Annotated in this window: 17 protein-coding genes; 8 read left to right on the plus strand and 9 right to left on the minus strand. The window is 71.8% G+C overall.

Annotated features, from left to right (window positions below):
* Entirely contained in the window at positions 1-1260 is a 1260-nt protein-coding gene (locus tag FHX45_RS14360) for an MFS transporter (protein ID WP_167101258.1), read from the plus strand.
* Positions 1257-2708, plus strand: coding sequence for an NAD-dependent succinate-semialdehyde dehydrogenase (locus tag FHX45_RS14365; RefSeq protein ID WP_167101261.1), 1452 nt, complete (start codon positions 1257-1259; stop codon positions 2706-2708). The genes FHX45_RS14360 and FHX45_RS14365 overlap by 4 nt, the downstream gene beginning before the upstream one ends.
* A gap of 25 nt (positions 2709-2733) precedes the next feature.
* Here FHX45_RS14365 and FHX45_RS14370 read toward each other — a convergent pair whose 3' ends face one another.
* From FHX45_RS14370 to FHX45_RS14380, 3 genes are read right to left on the minus strand one after another with little or no spacing between them, the layout of a single operon-like run.
* Entirely contained in the window at positions 2734-3537 is an 804-nt protein-coding gene (locus tag FHX45_RS14370; RefSeq protein WP_167101263.1) for an ABC transporter ATP-binding protein, read from the minus strand.
* Positions 3534-4583: a FecCD family ABC transporter permease gene (locus FHX45_RS14375; protein ID WP_167101266.1), complete on the minus strand. Its 1050-nt coding sequence runs from the start codon at positions 4581-4583 to the stop codon at positions 3534-3536. Before FHX45_RS14375 ends, FHX45_RS14370 begins: the two co-directional genes overlap by 4 nt.
* A complete protein-coding gene (locus FHX45_RS14380) occupies positions 4580-5605 on the minus strand; it encodes an iron chelate uptake ABC transporter family permease subunit (RefSeq protein WP_167101269.1) in 1026 nt (341 codons plus the stop codon). The genes FHX45_RS14375 and FHX45_RS14380 overlap by 4 nt, the downstream gene beginning before the upstream one ends.
* A 90-nt stretch (positions 5606-5695) precedes the next feature.
* Here FHX45_RS14380 and FHX45_RS14385 point away from each other — a divergent pair, with 90 nt between their 5' ends.
* Positions 5696-6673: an ABC transporter substrate-binding protein gene (locus tag FHX45_RS14385; protein WP_208405927.1), complete on the plus strand. Its 978-nt coding sequence runs from the start codon at positions 5696-5698 to the stop codon at positions 6671-6673.
* Between the two features lie 55 nt (positions 6674-6728).
* Positions 6729-7055, plus strand: a complete 327-nt coding sequence (locus FHX45_RS14390; protein ID WP_167101272.1) for a putative quinol monooxygenase — start codon at positions 6729-6731, stop codon at positions 7053-7055.
* Here the strand turns inward: FHX45_RS14390 and FHX45_RS14395 are convergent.
* Positions 7052-7612: a TetR/AcrR family transcriptional regulator gene (locus FHX45_RS14395; protein WP_167101275.1), complete on the minus strand. Its 561-nt coding sequence runs from the start codon at positions 7610-7612 to the stop codon at positions 7052-7054. The genes FHX45_RS14390 and FHX45_RS14395 overlap by 4 nt on opposite strands.
* Positions 7613-7627: 15 nt before the next feature.
* A complete protein-coding gene (locus FHX45_RS14400; RefSeq protein WP_167108945.1) occupies positions 7628-8392 on the minus strand; it encodes a metal-dependent hydrolase in 765 nt (254 codons plus the stop codon).
* 21 nt (positions 8393-8413) lie between these two features.
* Between FHX45_RS14400 and FHX45_RS14405 the strand changes: the two genes are divergently transcribed.
* On the plus strand, positions 8414-8842 hold the full coding sequence (locus FHX45_RS14405) for a PPOX class F420-dependent oxidoreductase (protein WP_424923807.1): 429 nt from the start codon (positions 8414-8416) through the stop codon (positions 8840-8842).
* A 62-nt stretch (positions 8843-8904) separates the two neighbouring features.
* Positions 8905-9441, plus strand: coding sequence for a hypothetical protein (locus FHX45_RS14410; protein WP_243869047.1), 537 nt, complete (start codon positions 8905-8907; stop codon positions 9439-9441).
* 23 nt (positions 9442-9464) lie between these two features.
* Here the strand turns inward: FHX45_RS14410 and FHX45_RS14415 are convergent, their stop codons facing one another.
* From FHX45_RS14415 to FHX45_RS14425, 3 genes are all read right to left on the minus strand, one after another.
* Positions 9465-10544, minus strand: coding sequence for an MBL fold metallo-hydrolase (locus FHX45_RS14415; RefSeq protein WP_167101284.1), 1080 nt, complete (start codon positions 10542-10544; stop codon positions 9465-9467).
* 115 nt (positions 10545-10659) lie between these two features.
* On the minus strand, positions 10660-10983 hold the full coding sequence (gene cutA / locus FHX45_RS14420) for a divalent-cation tolerance protein CutA (protein ID WP_167101287.1): 324 nt from the start codon (positions 10981-10983) through the stop codon (positions 10660-10662).
* 27 nt (positions 10984-11010) lie between these two features.
* Complete coding sequence (locus FHX45_RS14425; protein ID WP_167101290.1) at positions 11011-11373, minus strand: hypothetical protein; 363 nt, start codon at positions 11371-11373, stop codon at positions 11011-11013.
* A 145-nt stretch (positions 11374-11518) separates the two neighbouring features.
* Here FHX45_RS14425 and FHX45_RS14430 point away from each other — a divergent pair, with 145 nt between their 5' ends.
* Together FHX45_RS14430 and FHX45_RS14435 are read left to right on the plus strand one after the other, a co-directional pair.
* On the plus strand, positions 11519-12454 hold the full coding sequence (locus tag FHX45_RS14430; RefSeq protein WP_341771457.1) for a Ppx/GppA phosphatase family protein: 936 nt from the start codon (positions 11519-11521) through the stop codon (positions 12452-12454).
* A gap of 10 nt (positions 12455-12464) precedes the next feature.
* The gene (locus FHX45_RS14435) at positions 12465-14252 is read left to right on the plus strand and encodes a thiamine pyrophosphate-requiring protein (RefSeq protein ID WP_167101296.1); all 1788 of its coding nucleotides are present in this window, start codon (positions 12465-12467) and stop codon (positions 14250-14252) included.
* A gap of 91 nt (positions 14253-14343) precedes the next feature.
* Here the strand turns inward: FHX45_RS14435 and FHX45_RS14440 are convergent, their stop codons facing one another.
* A complete protein-coding gene (locus tag FHX45_RS14440) occupies positions 14344-15486 on the minus strand; it encodes a CoA transferase (protein WP_167101299.1) in 1143 nt (380 codons plus the stop codon).
* Between the last annotated feature and the right edge of the window lies 1 nt (position 15487).

Consider the following 15487-nt stretch of genomic DNA (forward strand, 5'->3'; position numbering starts at 1 on the left):
ATGCGATGGGGGTTACTGGGACACCCGGATTTCCGGCGTCTCTGGCTGGCCGACGCCCTGAGCCAGTTCGGCGACCGGATCAACCTGCTGGCCGTGCCGTTGCTCGCGGCGCTCACGCTGCGAGCCACCGCCTGGGAGATGTCGCTGCTGCGGGTGCTGGAGACGCTCGCCTTCCTGCTGCTGGCCCTGCAGGTGGGCGTGTGGACCGACCGGATGCGCAAGCGGCGCGTGCTGGTCCTGGCCGATCTGGGGCGTGCGGTGGCCTTCGGATCGGTGCCGCTCGCCGCGGTGGCCGGGGTATTGACGATGACGCACCTGTACGTGGTGGTTGCCGTAGCCGGGGTGCTGTCGGTGTTCTTCGACGTCGCGCACCGGACTTACCTGCCGGGCCTGGTCGACCGCGACCGGCTGGTGGAGGGCAACGCCCGGTTGCAGGCGAACGTGTCGGTCGCGGCGGTGGCGGCGCCGAGCCTGTCGGGTTGGCTGGTGCAGCTCTTCGGCGGGGCCGCCGCGGTCGGGGTCAACGCGGTCAGCTTCCTGTGGTCCGCGTGCTGGTTGCGGCGGATCGGGGCGCCGGACCGGGTACCGGTCGCGCGGGCCCGGGCGCCGCTGCGCCGGGAGATCCGCGACGGCCTGCGGTTCGTCGGGCGGGACCCGGTGCTCCGGGCGAACGCGGCACACAGCGTCTGCGCCGGCGTGTGCCAGCAGTTCCAGGTCACGGTGGCCGCGCTGTTCCTCCTGCGCGAGGTGCACCTGTCGCCCGGCGTGATCGGATTGCTGCAGGCAGGCGGGCTGACCGGGGCCGCCCTCGGTTCGGTCGTGGCGCGGCGGCTCGGCGTCCGCTTCGGCGAGGCGCGGGTGATGTGGGCCGCCGCGCTGCTGTGGGGCGCGGGTTACCTGATGATCCCGCTGACCGCGACGGGCGCGGCGGTCGCCTGGTACCCGATCGGCAACTTCCTGACCGGGCTGAGCATCGTGGTGCTCAACGTGCACCAGCTCAGCTACCGGCAGGCGGTCACGCCGGAGTGGTTGCAGGGCCGGGTCGCGGCGACCAGCACGTTCCTGTACTTCGCTCCGGGGCCGGCCGGGAGCCTGCTGGCGGGGGTGCTGGCGACCACGGCCGGGCTGCGCGGCACATTGTGGCTGGCCGGCGCCGGAGTGGCGGCGTCGGCGCTGTGGCTGGTCTGTTCACCGCTGCGCCGGATGCGGCGGTTGCCCGAGGCATACGAGGAGGAGCGCACGGGTAGCCACCGCGCATGACCCTCGATGGAGTACCGCGTCAGCTCTTCCTCGCCGGCCAGTGGCGGGACGCCGCGGACGGCAGCCGCTTCGGCGTGCACGACCCCGGGACCGAACAGCAGCTGTGCGAGGTGTCCGACGCCCAGGACGCCGACGTCGCCGAGGCGATCGAGGCGGCCACCGCGAAGCAGGAGGAGTGGGCCGCCACGCCGCCGCGTGAGCGGGGCGAGATCCTGCGCCGCGCGTGGCAGCTGATGACCGACCGCGCCGACGAGCTGGCCCGGCTGATGACGCTGGAGATGGGCAAGAGCCTGGCGGAGTCGGCGGCGGAGGTCACCTATGCCGCCGAGTTCTTCCGGTGGTTCTCCGAGGAAGCGGTACGCGTCGACGGGCGGTACTCGCGCAGCCCGGCCGGAGGTGGCCGCGTCATCGTCTCCAAGCACCCGGTGGGGCCGTGCATCCTGGTGACACCGTGGAACTTCCCGCTGGCGATGGGCACGCGCAAGATCGGACCGGCCATCGCCGCGGGCTGCACGATGATCGTGAAGCCCGCGCAGCTGACGCCGTTGTCGATGCTGAACCTCGCCGGGCTGCTCAAGGAGGCCGGCCTGCCCGACGGTGTGCTGAGCGTGCTGCCCAGCACCTCCGCCAGCCGGGTGGTGAACCCCGCGCTCGCCGACCCGCGGATCCGCAAACTGTCCTTCACCGGCTCCACCGAGGTCGGCCGCAAACTGGTCGAGCAGTGCTCGCCCAACCTGCAGCGGATGTCGATGGAACTGGGCGGCAACGCACCGTTCCTGATGTTCGGGGACGCGGACCTGGACGCGGCCGTGCAGGGCGCGGTCACGGCGAAGATGCGCAACAACGGCGAGTCGTGCGTCGCGGCGAACCGGTTCCACGTGCACTCCTCGGTGTCCGGCGAGTTCGTGCGGCGGCTGACCGACGCCATGTCGTCGCTGAAGGTCGGGCACGGCACCGAGGACGGCGTGCAGGTCGGGCCGTTGATCAACGCCGAACAGCGGGACAAGGTCGTCGAGCTGGTCGAGGACGCCCTGTCCCGCGGCGCACGCGCCACCACCGGCGGCAAGGCGCTCGACGGTGACGGCTTCTTCTACGCGCCGACGGTGCTCGCCGACGTCCCGCCGGACGCGCGCATCCTGCGCGAGGAGGTGTTCGGCCCGGTCGCGCCCGTCACCACGTTCGAGGACGAGGACGAGGCGGTCCGGCTCGCCAACGACACCGAGTTCGGGCTGGTGGCCTACGTGTTCACCCGCGACCTCGACCGGGCCATCCGCGTCGGCGAGCGGATGGCGACCGGGATGGTGGGACTCAACACCGGTCTGGTGTCGAACGCGTCCGCGCCCTTCGGCGGCGTCAAGGCGTCCGGGTTCGGCCGCGAGGGCGGGGCCGAGGGCATCGAGGAATACCTCGACGTGAAGTACCTGGCCCTGGCGCTCAACGAAAGCTGACCACCACAGTCCGGTTCGGACAGTCCTAGTGCGTGCCCTCCCGCAGGTGCGCGCTGACCGGGATCACCAGCGGGGTGCCGGAGACCGGATCCGGCAGGACCTTCGCCGACAGGCCGAAGACCTCGTCCAGCAGCGGTTCGGTCAGCACCTCGGACGGTGCGCCCTGCGCGAGAATGCGCCCGCCACGCATGGCGACCAGCGTGTCGGCGTAGCGGGCCGCCAGGTTGAGGTCGTGCAGGACCATCACGACCGTCGTGCCGCGGTCGCGGTGCAGGCGGTGCACCAGGTCCAGCACGTCGATCTGGTGCGCCAGGTCGAGGTAGGTGATCGGCTCGTCCAGCAGCAGGAGCCCGGTCTCCTGCGCCAGTGTCATCGAGATCCACGCGCGCTGCCGCTGCCCGCCGGACAGTTCGTCCACCACGCGGTCGGCGAGCACGTCCATTCCGGTCAGCCGCAGCGCGGTGGAGATCGCGTCCTCGTCCGAGGACGACCACTGCCGGTACCAGCGCTGGTGCGGGTGCCGTCCGCGTGCCACCAGGTCGCCGACCGTCAGACCCTCGGGCGCGACCGGCGACTGCGGCAGCAGACCGACCACCTTCGCCACCTCACGCGTCGGCAGCTTGTCGATCCGCTTGCCGTCCAGCAGCACCGCACCCTCTCGCGGAGCCAGCAGCCGCGCCAGCGCCCGGAGCAACGTCGACTTGCCGCAGCCGTTCGGGCCGATGATCGCGGTGATCGTGCCGTCGAGGACGTCCAGGTCCAGACCGCCGACGACGAGACGCTCGCCGTACCCCAGCTTCAGGCCCTGGGCCCGCAGTCGTGACGTCATGCTCGTGCCTCCCGGCGGCTCCGGACGAACAGGAAGATCAGGTACGGCGCGCCGAGGACCGCGGTCAGCACCCCGACCGGCAGGTCCGGCAGCAGCAGCCGGGTCAGCAGGTCCGCGCCCACGGTCAGCAGCGCGCCCAGCACCATCGACCCGGCCAGCGGCGGTTGCGCGGTCTTCGCCAGCCGCATCGCAATCTGCGGTGTCGCCAGCGCGACGAACGTGATCGGCCCCGCCGCGGCGGTGGCGATCGCGGCGAGCGTGGCCGCCAGCAACAGCAGCGCGCCGCGGGCGCCGTCGACCCGGATGCCGAGGCCGCGCGCGGTGTCGTCGCCGAACTGCAGGCCGCCGACGGTCCGCCCGCACACCAGCGTGACCGGCACCAGCACGGCCAGCGCGATCGCGACCGGGCCCACCGAGTCCCATCCGGTGTCGGCGAGGTTGCCCACCAGCCACGTCGTCGCGCGTGCCGCGTCGTTCACGTCCCCGGCGGCGAGCAGCCAGTTCACGATGTTGTAGCTGATCGCCCACAGTCCGATGCCGATCAGCACCATGCGGTAGCCGTCGACGCCGCGCCGCCACGACAACGCGTACAGCAGCACCGCCGCCAGCAGTCCGCCGAGCAGCCCGGCGACGGGCACGCCGATCGCGCTCACCATTCCGCTGACCTGACCGCGGTACCCGCCGGCGACGATCGCGGTGACCGCGCCGACCCCCGCGCCCCACGTGATGCCCAGGATGTCCGGGCTGGCCAGCGGGTTCCGCGCGACCGACTGGAACAACGCGCCGGACAGCCCGAGCGCGGCGCCCACCAGCACGCCGGCGAGCGTGCGCGGCAGGCGCAGGTCGAAGATGATCCCGCGTTCCCGGCGGGTCCCGCCGCCGAGCAGGGTCTCCAGTACGTCCCAGATCCCGATGCGCGAACTGCCCATGCCGATGTTGATCGCGGCGACGAGCACCAGCAGCACCGCCGCGACGACCACGACCGCGATCACCCGCGGCTTGACCGTCCACGCCACCGGCCCGGCGGCCAGCACCTTGCGCGTCATACCTTGCTCAGCCCCCGCCGCCGCACCAGCACGATGAACACCGGCGCCCCGATGATCGCGAGCAGGATGCCCACCTCGAAGTCGTCACCGGTCAGCACTCGCCCCAGCACGTCGGCCGTCAGCAGCAGCACCGCGCCGAGGAGCCCGGCCACCGGCACCAGCCAGCGGTAGTCCGGGCCGGTGATCGCGCGGGCGAGGTGCGGCACGACGAGCCCGAGGAACGCGATCGGCCCGCACGCGGCGACCGCCGAGCCGGTCAGCAGCGTGATCGCCGCGACGCCGAGCACACGCGTGCGCAGCACCCGCTGGCCGAGCGCGGTCGCGACGTCCTCGCCGAGCGCCAGCGTGTTGAGGCCGGGCGTGTTGATCAGCGCGAGCAGCAGGCCGGCCACCAGGAACGGCGCGATCTGCCCGGTGATCGCGAAATCGCGCCCGGCGATCGACCCGATCCGCCAGAACCGGTAGATCTCCATGCCGCGCTCGTCGCCGAGGATGATCGCCGACACCAGCCCGTGCAGCAGCGCGCTCACCGCGGCCCCGGCGAGCGCGAGCGTCACCGGTGTCGCGCCCTTGCCGCCGACCGCGCCGAGCAGGAACACCGCGACGCTGGCCAGCAGGGCACCGGCGAACCCGAACCAGATGGACCCGTAGAGCCCGTCGATCCCGAGCACCACGACCGCGAACACGACCGCGAGCGCGGCGCCGTGGGTGACGCCGAGCAGGCCGGGATCGGCGAGCGGATTGCGCGTGTGGCCCTGCATGAGCGCGCCGGCGACGCCGATCGCGAGCCCGACGAGCAGGCCGAGCACCGTGCGCGGCACCCGCAGCGACCGGACGATGATGTCCGGTTCGGACCCGGCGGGGTGGGTGAGCGCCGTCCACACCTGCCCGAGCGGGATCGTTTTCGTACCCAGCGCGACGCTCGCCGCGCAGACGAGGACCAGCAGCACGGCGAGCACGCCGATACCGGCCAGCCGGCGCTGCCTGCGCGTCCGTGGCCGGGCTGTCGCCACCACCGTCACTGCTGTCGCCTATCCAACTCGATCTTCCAAACGGGACGAACCGCATCTTATGCTTCTCGTTAGGCTAGGCTAACCGAAAGAGAGATGCCGATGACGAGACCGTGGCGAGCAGCACTGGCGCTGGCGGTGACCGCGTGCCTGACCCTGACCGCGTGTGGCGGCGGCGCCGGAGAATCCGCGCAGCAGAGCGGGGCGAGCCAGGCGGGCTATCCGCGCACCATCCAGCACGCGATGGGTTCGACCGTGCTGGAGACGCAGCCGAAGACCGTCGCCGCGCTCGACACCAGCTACGTGGACGCCGCGCTCGCGCTGGAAACCCAGGTCGTGGCGTACACGAAGTACCGCAACTACGACCAGCTGCCCGACTACCTCGGCGACGACCGCAGGTTCGGCGCGGGCGCCAAGGTGATCGGCCCGCTGGAGAGCCCGGACGTCGAGCAGCTCTACGACATCAAGCCGGACGTGATCGTCTCGGCGAAGGTGCGCCACGAGAAGTACTACGACCAGTTCACCGGGGTCGCCCCGACGGTCTTCTCGACGACGACCGGCGCGATGTGGAAGGACAACACCCGGCTGCTCGCGCGGGTCCTCGGCAAGGAGTCCCTGGCCGAGCAGAAGATCGGCGCCTACGAGCAGCGGGCGCAGCGGATCGGCCAGGAGATCGCCGCGAAGCTCGGCCGCACGCCGACGGTGTCCATCGTGCGGTTCGTCGAGGGCGAGCCGACCGTCCGGCTCTACAGCAGCACGTCCTACCCCGGCGTCGTGATGGCCGATGCCAAGCTGTCGCGTCCGGCCGGCCAGCCGGACGCGGCCGACAAGATCTCGGTGAACCTCAGCCAGGAGGACATCGCGAAGCTGGACGCGGACATCATCTTCGTGTCGTCGTACTCGGACGAGACGAAGACGGCGGAGGACCCGAAGGCGAAGTTCCAGGCCAACCCCCTGTGGGCGACGCTGAAGGGCAAGATCGTCGATGTCTCCGACACGACGTGGTTCAGCGCGGTGAGCCTGCAGGGCGCCTCGGCGATGCTGACGGACCTGGCGAACCAGTTCGGCGTGACGCCGTGACCCGGGCGGGGCCGCGTCCGGTGTGGACGCGGCCCCGCCGCTCTACGGTGGACCCATGATTTTCATCACCGCGAAGTTCCGCATCCTGCCGAAGCACGCCGACGACTGGCCCGCGATCGCGCGGGACTTCACCCTCGCCACCCGCGCCGAGGACGGGTGCCTGTGGTTCGACTGGTCCCGCAGCGTCGAGGACCCGACGGAGTACGTGCTGGTCGAAGCCTTCCGCGACGGCGAAGCGGGTGCGGCGCACCTCCGGTCCAGCCACTTCGAGACCGCCCAGCGGACCCTGCCGCCCTACCTGGCGGAGACACCGCGGATCGTCAACTTCGAGGTGCCCCAGGACGACTGGTCCGAGCTGGGCGAGCTGGCCGTGCAGCGCTAGGCGCGCAGACCGTCGGCGATGATCCGCGTCAGCGGCCGGCCCGCCGGGGCCCGCCGCCGCATCGCCAGGTACCCCGCCAGCAGCGCGGTCAGGTCACCGGGCTCCACGTCCGCCCGGACCGCGCCGGCCGCCTGCGCGCGGCGCAGCAGGTCGCCGAACGCGGCGCGGAACTCGCTCCGTTCGTCCGGCGCCGCCGCGAACGGGGTGCCGGTGCTCGCCCCGAGGGCGTCGCACAGGGCCTTGTTCAGCAGCGCCTGTTCAGCCACCACATCGAAGAACTCGAAGAACGCCCCGCCCGGGTCGGCCGCGTCGAGCCGGTCGCGTGCCTGCCCGGCGAGCCACTCGATGCGGTCGAGCACGACCGCCTCGAACAGCATCTCCTTGCTGGGGAAGTGCCGGTAGACCGTTCCCGCGCCCACCCCGGCGCGCCGCGCGATCTCGTCCAGCGGCACCGACGGGCCCTCGTCGGCGAACGCCTCCTGAGCGGCGGCCAGCACGCGCGCTCGGTTGCGGCGCGCGTCGGCACGCAGCCCGGTGCGGCCCGCGGAACCAGTCATCGGAAGCGATTCTAGTCAGCGGCCGGCCGCGACGACCGGTTCGGCGAACAGCCCGACCAGCCCGGACCACGCACCGGGCACCAGCACCACCGCCAGCACCGTGAACACCGGCACGATCAGGAACTTCTCCACGCCCTTGCCGGTGCGGAAACGCAGGAACCCGGGCGGCCGCAGCTCGTACCAGGTCTCACCGGCGATCGGCACCGGGAACAGGAACGGGCACCCGGCCTCGGTGAGCGCGTCACCGAGGCAATGCGTGACGCAACCGGCCGCGACCGCGATCCCCAGCCAGCCGGTCAGCTGGGACAGCTCCGCCGCCGCGCTCGCGGTCAGCGCCCACCAGGCCACCCCGCCACCCGCGACCAGCAGCAACCAGTCCCCCAGCGCGTCCGCGGCGAGCAGCAACGCGAACAGCACCACGGCGGTGACCACGTACCAGCCACCCGCCCGGGTGCCGGCCGTCGTCGCCGCGCCTGTCCCGAGCGCGAACAGCAATGTGTGTGACAGGTGCCGGTGGCTGCCCCGGCGCCGCTCGTCACGCGGCCCCTTCGTCACCGCGTACAGGCCCGCGGAAGCGTGCCGCAGCAACCAGCACACCATCCCGGTGATCGGGCCGAGCAGTTTCGAGGCGCGGGCACCGGGGTGGTCCAGGTCCGGCAGCAGCGCGAAGCCGGCGGTCGTCGCGGCGAACGCGAGTGCCTGGTGGACGGAGCCGGCGCCGATGGCCGGGGCGAGGGCGAGACCGGCGCACCAGCCGGTCAGCGCGTGGGTGGAACCCATCATGGAAGAGATCTTGGCAAGATGGACCGGGACGGATGCGAAGGGACGGGCATGATCACGACCACGGCAGCGCCCAGCGACGAGCTGCGGGCGTTCTGGGCGGAGCGGCACCTGTGCCTGCTCACCACGCTCCGCCCGGACGGCGGACCCCACGTCGTGCCGGTCGGTGTCACGGTCGACGAGGACTTCACGACGGCGCGGGTGATCTGCCGCCGCGGCAGCGTCAAGGCCCGCAACGTCCGGCGCGGTGACCCCGCGCTCGCCGTGGTGAGCCAGGTCGACGGCCGCCGTTGGTCGAGTTTGGAGGGAACCGCGGTGATCCGGGAGGATCCGGAATCGGTGGCCGACGCGGAAAACCGGTACGCCGTGCGCTACCACCGCCGGCCGGCGCCGCACCCGGAGCGGGTGGTGATCGAGATCAGCATCGGCCGCCGGCTGGGCATGAGGTAAAGCACACCGATGGCGGGTTGCGGGCGAACCGGAAGATAAGGCAGTAATTCAGGGTGCGGACCGTGAAGACCCTCAAGATCGACAGCCCGTTCGCGGGCGGCACGACGTGGGACGTCGTCGATCGGACCGTGATCGGCGCACTCGCGCCGTCGATGATCAGCACCCTGCGCCGGGGTTCCGAGGACTTCCTGTGGTTCGCCGAGCGGCGCATCGCCGGGCACCAGCTCGGCCGGCCCGGTCGCTGGGACCACCCGGTGGAGCGGGAACTGCTCGGATGGCGTTCCCGGCTGGCCTTCGCACTCGACCCGCCCGTCGCGATCCCGGAGATCGACCTCAAGCTGTCCCACTGGGTCCGCAACACGCACGCGGTGTTCCTGCGCCGCCTGCCCGAGACCGGCGGCGTGGTGCAGCTGGAGAGCGTCCAGGACGTGGACGCCTGGCTGCACACGCTGATCGACCACTACAAGGCGGTGAAGGCCGCCGGCGAGCAGCAGCTCGACCCGGACGCGCGGGCCACGTTGATGGCGTGGTTCCGGAACACGTTCTTCAAGATCCGCCAAGCCGCCGATCGGGTGGGCCTGTCGAGAGTGCGTCCCTGAGGTCCACCCGCCGGGCCTTGCGATCAGCCGATCGGCTGCCACCAGGGATCGACCGGTGGCGGGCTGTCCACGTCGATCCGCTCGCCGGGGCGGGGGATCGCCAGCGTCACGTCGTGGGCCTTGGCCTCGCGCCACACCCGTTCGGCGGGTTCGCTCCAGCCGTGCATCGCGAGGCGGAACGTTCCCCAGTGCACCGGGATCAGCAACCCGCCACGGGCGTCGAGGTGGGCGGCGACTCCCTCCTCGGGTGTCATGTGGATGTCGGGCCACGCCGGGTGGTAGGCGCCGATCTGCACGAGTGCCACGTCGAACGGCCCGTGCTTCGCACCGATCTCGCGGTAGCCGTCGAAGTAGCCCGAGTCCGCCGTGTAGAAGGCCTTCCGGCCGGCTCGCGACACGATCCACGACGCCCACAACGTGTTGTTCCGCGTGAACGCGCGGCCCGAGAAGTGCTGCGCCGCCGCCGCGGTCACCTCGACACCGGCCACCGAAACCGACTCGTCCCAGTCCAGCTCGATGATCCGGTCCGCCGGGATCCGCCACCGGCGCAGGTGCGCGCCCACCCCGAGCGGCACCACGAACGGCGCGCGCTGGGTGCGGGCCAGCCGCACCACCGTCGGCCGGTCCAGGTGGTCGTAATGATCGTGCGAGACGATGATGACGTCCAGCTCGGGCAGGTCGGCCAGCTGGTGCGGCGGCCGGTGCAGCCGCTTCGGTCCGGCGAACCGGGACGGCGACACCCGCTCGCCCCACACCGGGTCCACCAGCACCTTCCGGCCGTCGATCTCGATCAGCGACGAGGCGTGACCGAACCAGGTGACGTGCAGCCCCGCATCTGCGGGCGCGCCGGGCGGCACCAGCGGAACCGGCCCGGTCGGCTTGCGCTGCTGCTTGCCGAAGAGCATCTCGCCGACCAGGTCGCGGGCGCGGGCGGGCTGCACGAGCGGCGGGGCGAGGTTCCGGAACCGTCCGTCGTGGAACTGCGGGGACCGCCGCATGCGCTCCGGGTCGGGCTTGCCGCCGAAGGAGACCGGGATCTCCCCCAGCGCCCACACCGCCGCGCCGAGCAGCGCGGGGAGGGACCACCGGATCATCTTCGCCATGACCTCGAAACTACGCGGGGCCCGGTGAAGTTCCCACCGGAGCAGCCGGGCGGGGCGGGGCGGGCGCGGCGCGATGCCGGGACCGTCCACTTGGCACGGTCGTGACCCGCGCCGGTCACGCCGGCCTGGTCTCCGCGATCAGCCACTCGAGGTACTCCGCGCTGCCGCCCTCGATGGGCGTCGCGATGATCTCCGGCACCTCGTAGTTGTGCTGCCGCTTGATCAGCTCGACCAGGGGGGCCACCCGGTCGGCCGCGGTCTTGATCTCGACCCGCCATTCGGGGTCGGCGTGCACCTCGCCGTCCCAGCGGTAGACGCTGACGATCGGGCCCACGATCTGCGCGCAGGCACCCAGCCGTGCCTCGACGGCCCGCGCGGCCAGCTCACGAGCCGTCGTCTCGCTGTCGGTCGTGGCGGCCACGATCACGTGTTCACGCATGGGCAGGATTACAGCACCGGACCCGGCTCAGACCCAGCCCGCCTGCCGGCCCTCGCGTTGTTCGTCGGCGTCGGCGCCGGCTTTGTGGGTGAGTGCGGCGACCGCTTGCGCCATTTCGGTGCGCACCTGGTCGCCGTCGGTGCGGCGGGTGTGCACCGTCATCGCGATCTCGCACTGCGCCGGCCCGCGGTCGATGACGTGCAACTCACCGCAGTCGTCGCCCTCGCTCTCGGTGCCCCACGCCAGTTGCCTGCTCGCCGCATCCGCGCGTAGCCAGCCCTCCGCAAGGTCCTGCGGGAGGAAGCGGGGCAGGTTGGGCGCATCGGAGATGAACGCGAACGCCTCGTCGGCGGGCAGATCGGCGGTCGCGGTGTAGCTGTACGTCTCCATGACGTCGGAAATAGCCGTGTGACAGAGGGATAAACGGGGTACGCCGGACCTTATGCGACTCGGCGTGCTCGACATCGGTTCGAACTCCGCGCAACTCCAGATCGTGGATGCCCACCCGGGGGCCCCGCCATTACCCGCATTGGCTGTGAAAGAGCCCACACGGCTGGCCGAGCAGATCGACGAGACGGGAGCGATCGCGGAGGAGGGCGTGTGCCGCGCGGTGGACGCCGTGGAGTCGGCGCTCGCCGCGGCCCGGCTGCACCGGGTGGAGCAGCTGTTCCTGTTCGCGACGTCGGCGATCCGCGACGCGGCCAACCGCGACGAGATCATCAACCGGATCGAGGAACGCACCGGAGTGCGCCCGCAGTTCCTCACCGGTGAGGACGAGGCCAGGCTGACCTACTCCGCGGCGCACCGCTGGTACGGCTGGTCGGCGGGCCGACTGCTGCTGCTCGACATCGGCGGCGGGTCGCTGGAGATCGCGCTGGGACGGGACGCCGAACCGCAGCTCACCCTGTCCCTGCCGCTCGGCGCCGGGCGGCTGACGCGGATGTTCCTGACCGACGACCCGCCGACGGCCAAGCAGGTCAAGGCGATGCGCCGGCACGTGCGGGACATGCTGCGCGAGGTCGCCGACCGGCTGAGATGGGAGGGTGTGCCGGCGCGCGCGGTCGCCACCTCCAAGACGTTCAAGCAGCTGGCCCGGCTGGCCGGCGCACCGCCGCAGCGGCGCGGTCCGTTCGTGCGGCGCACGCTCACCGTCGACGCGCTCAACTCGTGGATCCCCCGTCTGGCCGAGATGAAGGCGTCCGAACGGGCGCGGCTGCGTGGCGTGTCCGCGCCGCGCGCGCGGCAGATCCTGGCCGGCGCGATCGTGGCCAAGGCGACCATGGACACGCTCGACATCCGCAAGGTCGACGTGTGCCCGTGGGCGCTGCGCGAGGGGATCATGCTGCACCACCTGCACACCCTCCAGGTCTACGACGGTCTGCCGCTCCAGGCGATCAGCACCGCGGGGCCGGAGGTGTCGGGCCGGGGTCTGCCGGGTAAGCCGCTGGTGGGACTGAGCCGAGGAGCGTGAGGAGTTTTCCATGTCGGAGACGGTCGGCGACTACCTGCTGCGGCGCCTGCGGGAATGGGATGTGGAGCAGGTTTTCGCCTACCCGGGCGACGGGATCAACGGGATCGTCGCCGCGTTCGGCAAGGCGGACGACCGGCCCCGGTTCGTGCAGGCCCGTCATGAGGAGATGGCCGCGTTCGAGGCGGTGGGGTACGCCAAGTTCAGCGGGCACGTCGGGGTGTGCATGGCGACCTCGGGGCCGGGCGCCATCCATCTGCTCAACGGGCTCTACGACGCCAAGCTCGACCACGTCCCGGTGGTGGCGATCGTGGGACAGACCGCGCGCAGCGCCATGGGCGGCAGCTACCAGCAGGAAGTCGACCTGCAGCCGTTGTTCAAGGACGTCGCGAGCGAATACCTGGTCGAGGTCAACGTCGCCGAGCAGCTCCCCAACGCGCTGGACCGGGCTATCCGCACGGCACTGGCGAAACGGGCACCGACCGCGCTGATCATCCCAGCCGATCTGCAGGAGCAGCCGTACACGCCGCCGAAGCACGCGTTCAAGCAGGTGCCCTCCAGCCCGCCCGGGTTCCCGCACCCGGTGGTGATCCCGCCGGAGGACGAGCTCGCCCGTGCCGCCGAGGTGCTGGGCGCCGGGGAGAAGGTGGCGATCCTGGTCGGCCAGGGGGCGCGCAACGCCGCCGCCGAGGTCCGGGAGATCGCGGAGCTGACCGGCGCCGGTGTGGCGAAGGCGTTGCTGGGCAAGGACGTCCTGCCCGACGACCTGCCCTACGTCACCGGCTCGATCGGGCTGCTCGGCACCCGGCCGAGCTACGAGATGATGCGCGACTGCGACACGCTGCTGATCGTGGGCTCGAACTTCCCGTACAGCCAGTTCCTGCCCGAGTTCGGCCAGGCCCGCGCCGTCCAGATCGACATCGACGGCAGCATGATCGGCATGCGTTACCCGACCGAGGTGAACCTGGTCGGCGAGGCGAAGGGGACGCTGCGGGCGTTGCTGCCGATGGTGCACCGCAAGGACGACCGCGCGTGGCGGGAGAAGATCGAGAAGAACGTCGCGTCCTGGTGGGAGACCGTCGAGCAGCAGGCGATGGTCGACGCCGACCCGGTGAACCCGATGCGGGTGGTGCACGAGCTGTCGAAGCGCATTCCCGTGGACGCGATCGTCACGGCCGACTCGGGGTCGTCGACCAACTGGTACGCGCGGAACCTCCGCATCCGCGGGCGGATGCGGGGCTCGTTGTCCGGCACCCTGGCCACCATGGGACCGGGTGTGCCGTACGCGATCGGGGCGAAGTTCGCCTGCCCCGACCGGCCGGTGATCGCGCTGGTCGGCGACGGCGCGATGCAGATGAACGGCCTGGCCGAGCTGCTCACGATCCGCCGCTACCGGCAGCTGTGGTCCGATCCGCGGCTGGTGGTGTGCGTGTTCCACAACAACGACCTCAACCAGGTCACCTGGGAGCTGCGGTCGATGGGCGGCGCGCCGAAGTTCGAGCAGTCGCAGTCGCTGCCCGAGTTCTCCTACGCCGGGTTCGCCCGGTCGCTGGGGTTCGAGGCGGTCGCCGTGGACGACCCGGACCAGCTCGGCCCGGCGTGGGAGCGGGCGCTGTCGGCGGACCGGCCCGCGCTGCTGGACGTGCGTTGTGATCCGGAGGTGCCGCCGATCCCGCCGCACGCCACGTTCGAGCAGATCAAGTCGACCACCGAGGCGATGCTCAAGGGCGACCGCGACGCGTGGCACATCCTGGTCGAGGGGCTGAAAACCAAGGCGCAGGAGCTGCTGCCCAACCGCTGAGACGTGGTCCGGACATGGCTTTGCGTGGCGGCGCGGGTAGCGGTGCCGGCTGACGGCCCACCGCAAGCGGCTCCGCCGCAAACAACAGAATCTAGACGCCGTCCTTGAGCCAGCTTCGGACCTCGTCGGTGTGCTCGCCCAGCCGGGGCGGCGCCTGGCGGTAGGCCGGCGGTGTCTTCGCCAGCCCGATCGGGTTGCGCACGACATCCAGCCCGCCGAGCGGGACGCGTGGCGCGAGCCCGAGCCGGTCGGCGAGCTGGAAGGCCTCGGCGAGGTCGTTCACCGGGCCGCACGGCACACCCAGGGGCGTGAGCAGCTCGAACCACTCGTCGGCGGGCCGGGCCCGCAGCCGGGCGCCCAGCAGGTCGGCGAGCTCGCCGACGTGCGCGACCCGCTGCGAGTTGGTGGTGAACCGCTCGTCGGCCGCCAGGTCCGGCACGCCGAGGGCCGCGGTGAAGGCCGCGAACTGCCGGTCGTTGCCGACCGCGACGACGATCGGCCGGTCGGCGGCCTGGAACACCTCGTACGGCGCGATGGACGGGTGCCGGTTGCCCATGATGCCGGGGACCACGCCCGCCATGACGTGGTTCGCGCTCTGGTTGACCATGCTGGACAGCAGCGCGCCGAGCAGGCTGATCTCCATCAGCTGGCCCTCGCCGGTCGCGTCGCGGTGACGCAGCGCGGACAGGATGCCGACGGCCGCGTGCAGCCCGGTCAGCACGTCGACGAGCGCGACCCCGACCTTGGTCGGCTCGCCCGGGGCCGGCCCGGTCACGCTCATCAGCCCGCCCACGGCCTGCAGCAGCAGGTCGTAGCCGGGCAGGTCCGCCCCGGCGCCGCTGCCGAACCCGGAGATCGAGCAGTACACCAGGCCGGGGTTGGCCGGGGCGAGGTCGTCGTAGCCGAGGCCGTAGCGCGCCATGGTGCCCGGGCGGAAGTTCTCGACCAGCACGTCGGCGCGCGCGGCGAGCTCCTTGGCCGTGGCCAGGTCCGCCGGATCGGTGAGGTCGAGCGCGATCGAGCGCTTGTTGCGGTTGACCGACCGGAAGTAGACGGCCTCGCCGTCGGCGTGCGGTGGCCCCCACGCGCGGGTGTCGTCCCCGCTGCCCGGCCGCTCGACCTTGATCACCTCGGCGCCGAGGTCGGCGAGCAGCATGGTCGCGTAGGGCGCGGCGAGCACCCGGCTGAAGTCGGCGATGACGACGCCGGACAGCGCCCCGGTTCGATCGGTCACA

The sequence above is a fragment of the Amycolatopsis granulosa genome, from assembly GCF_011758745.1.
GTDB classification, from domain to species: domain Bacteria; phylum Actinomycetota; class Actinomycetes; order Mycobacteriales; family Pseudonocardiaceae; genus Amycolatopsis_E; species Amycolatopsis_E granulosa.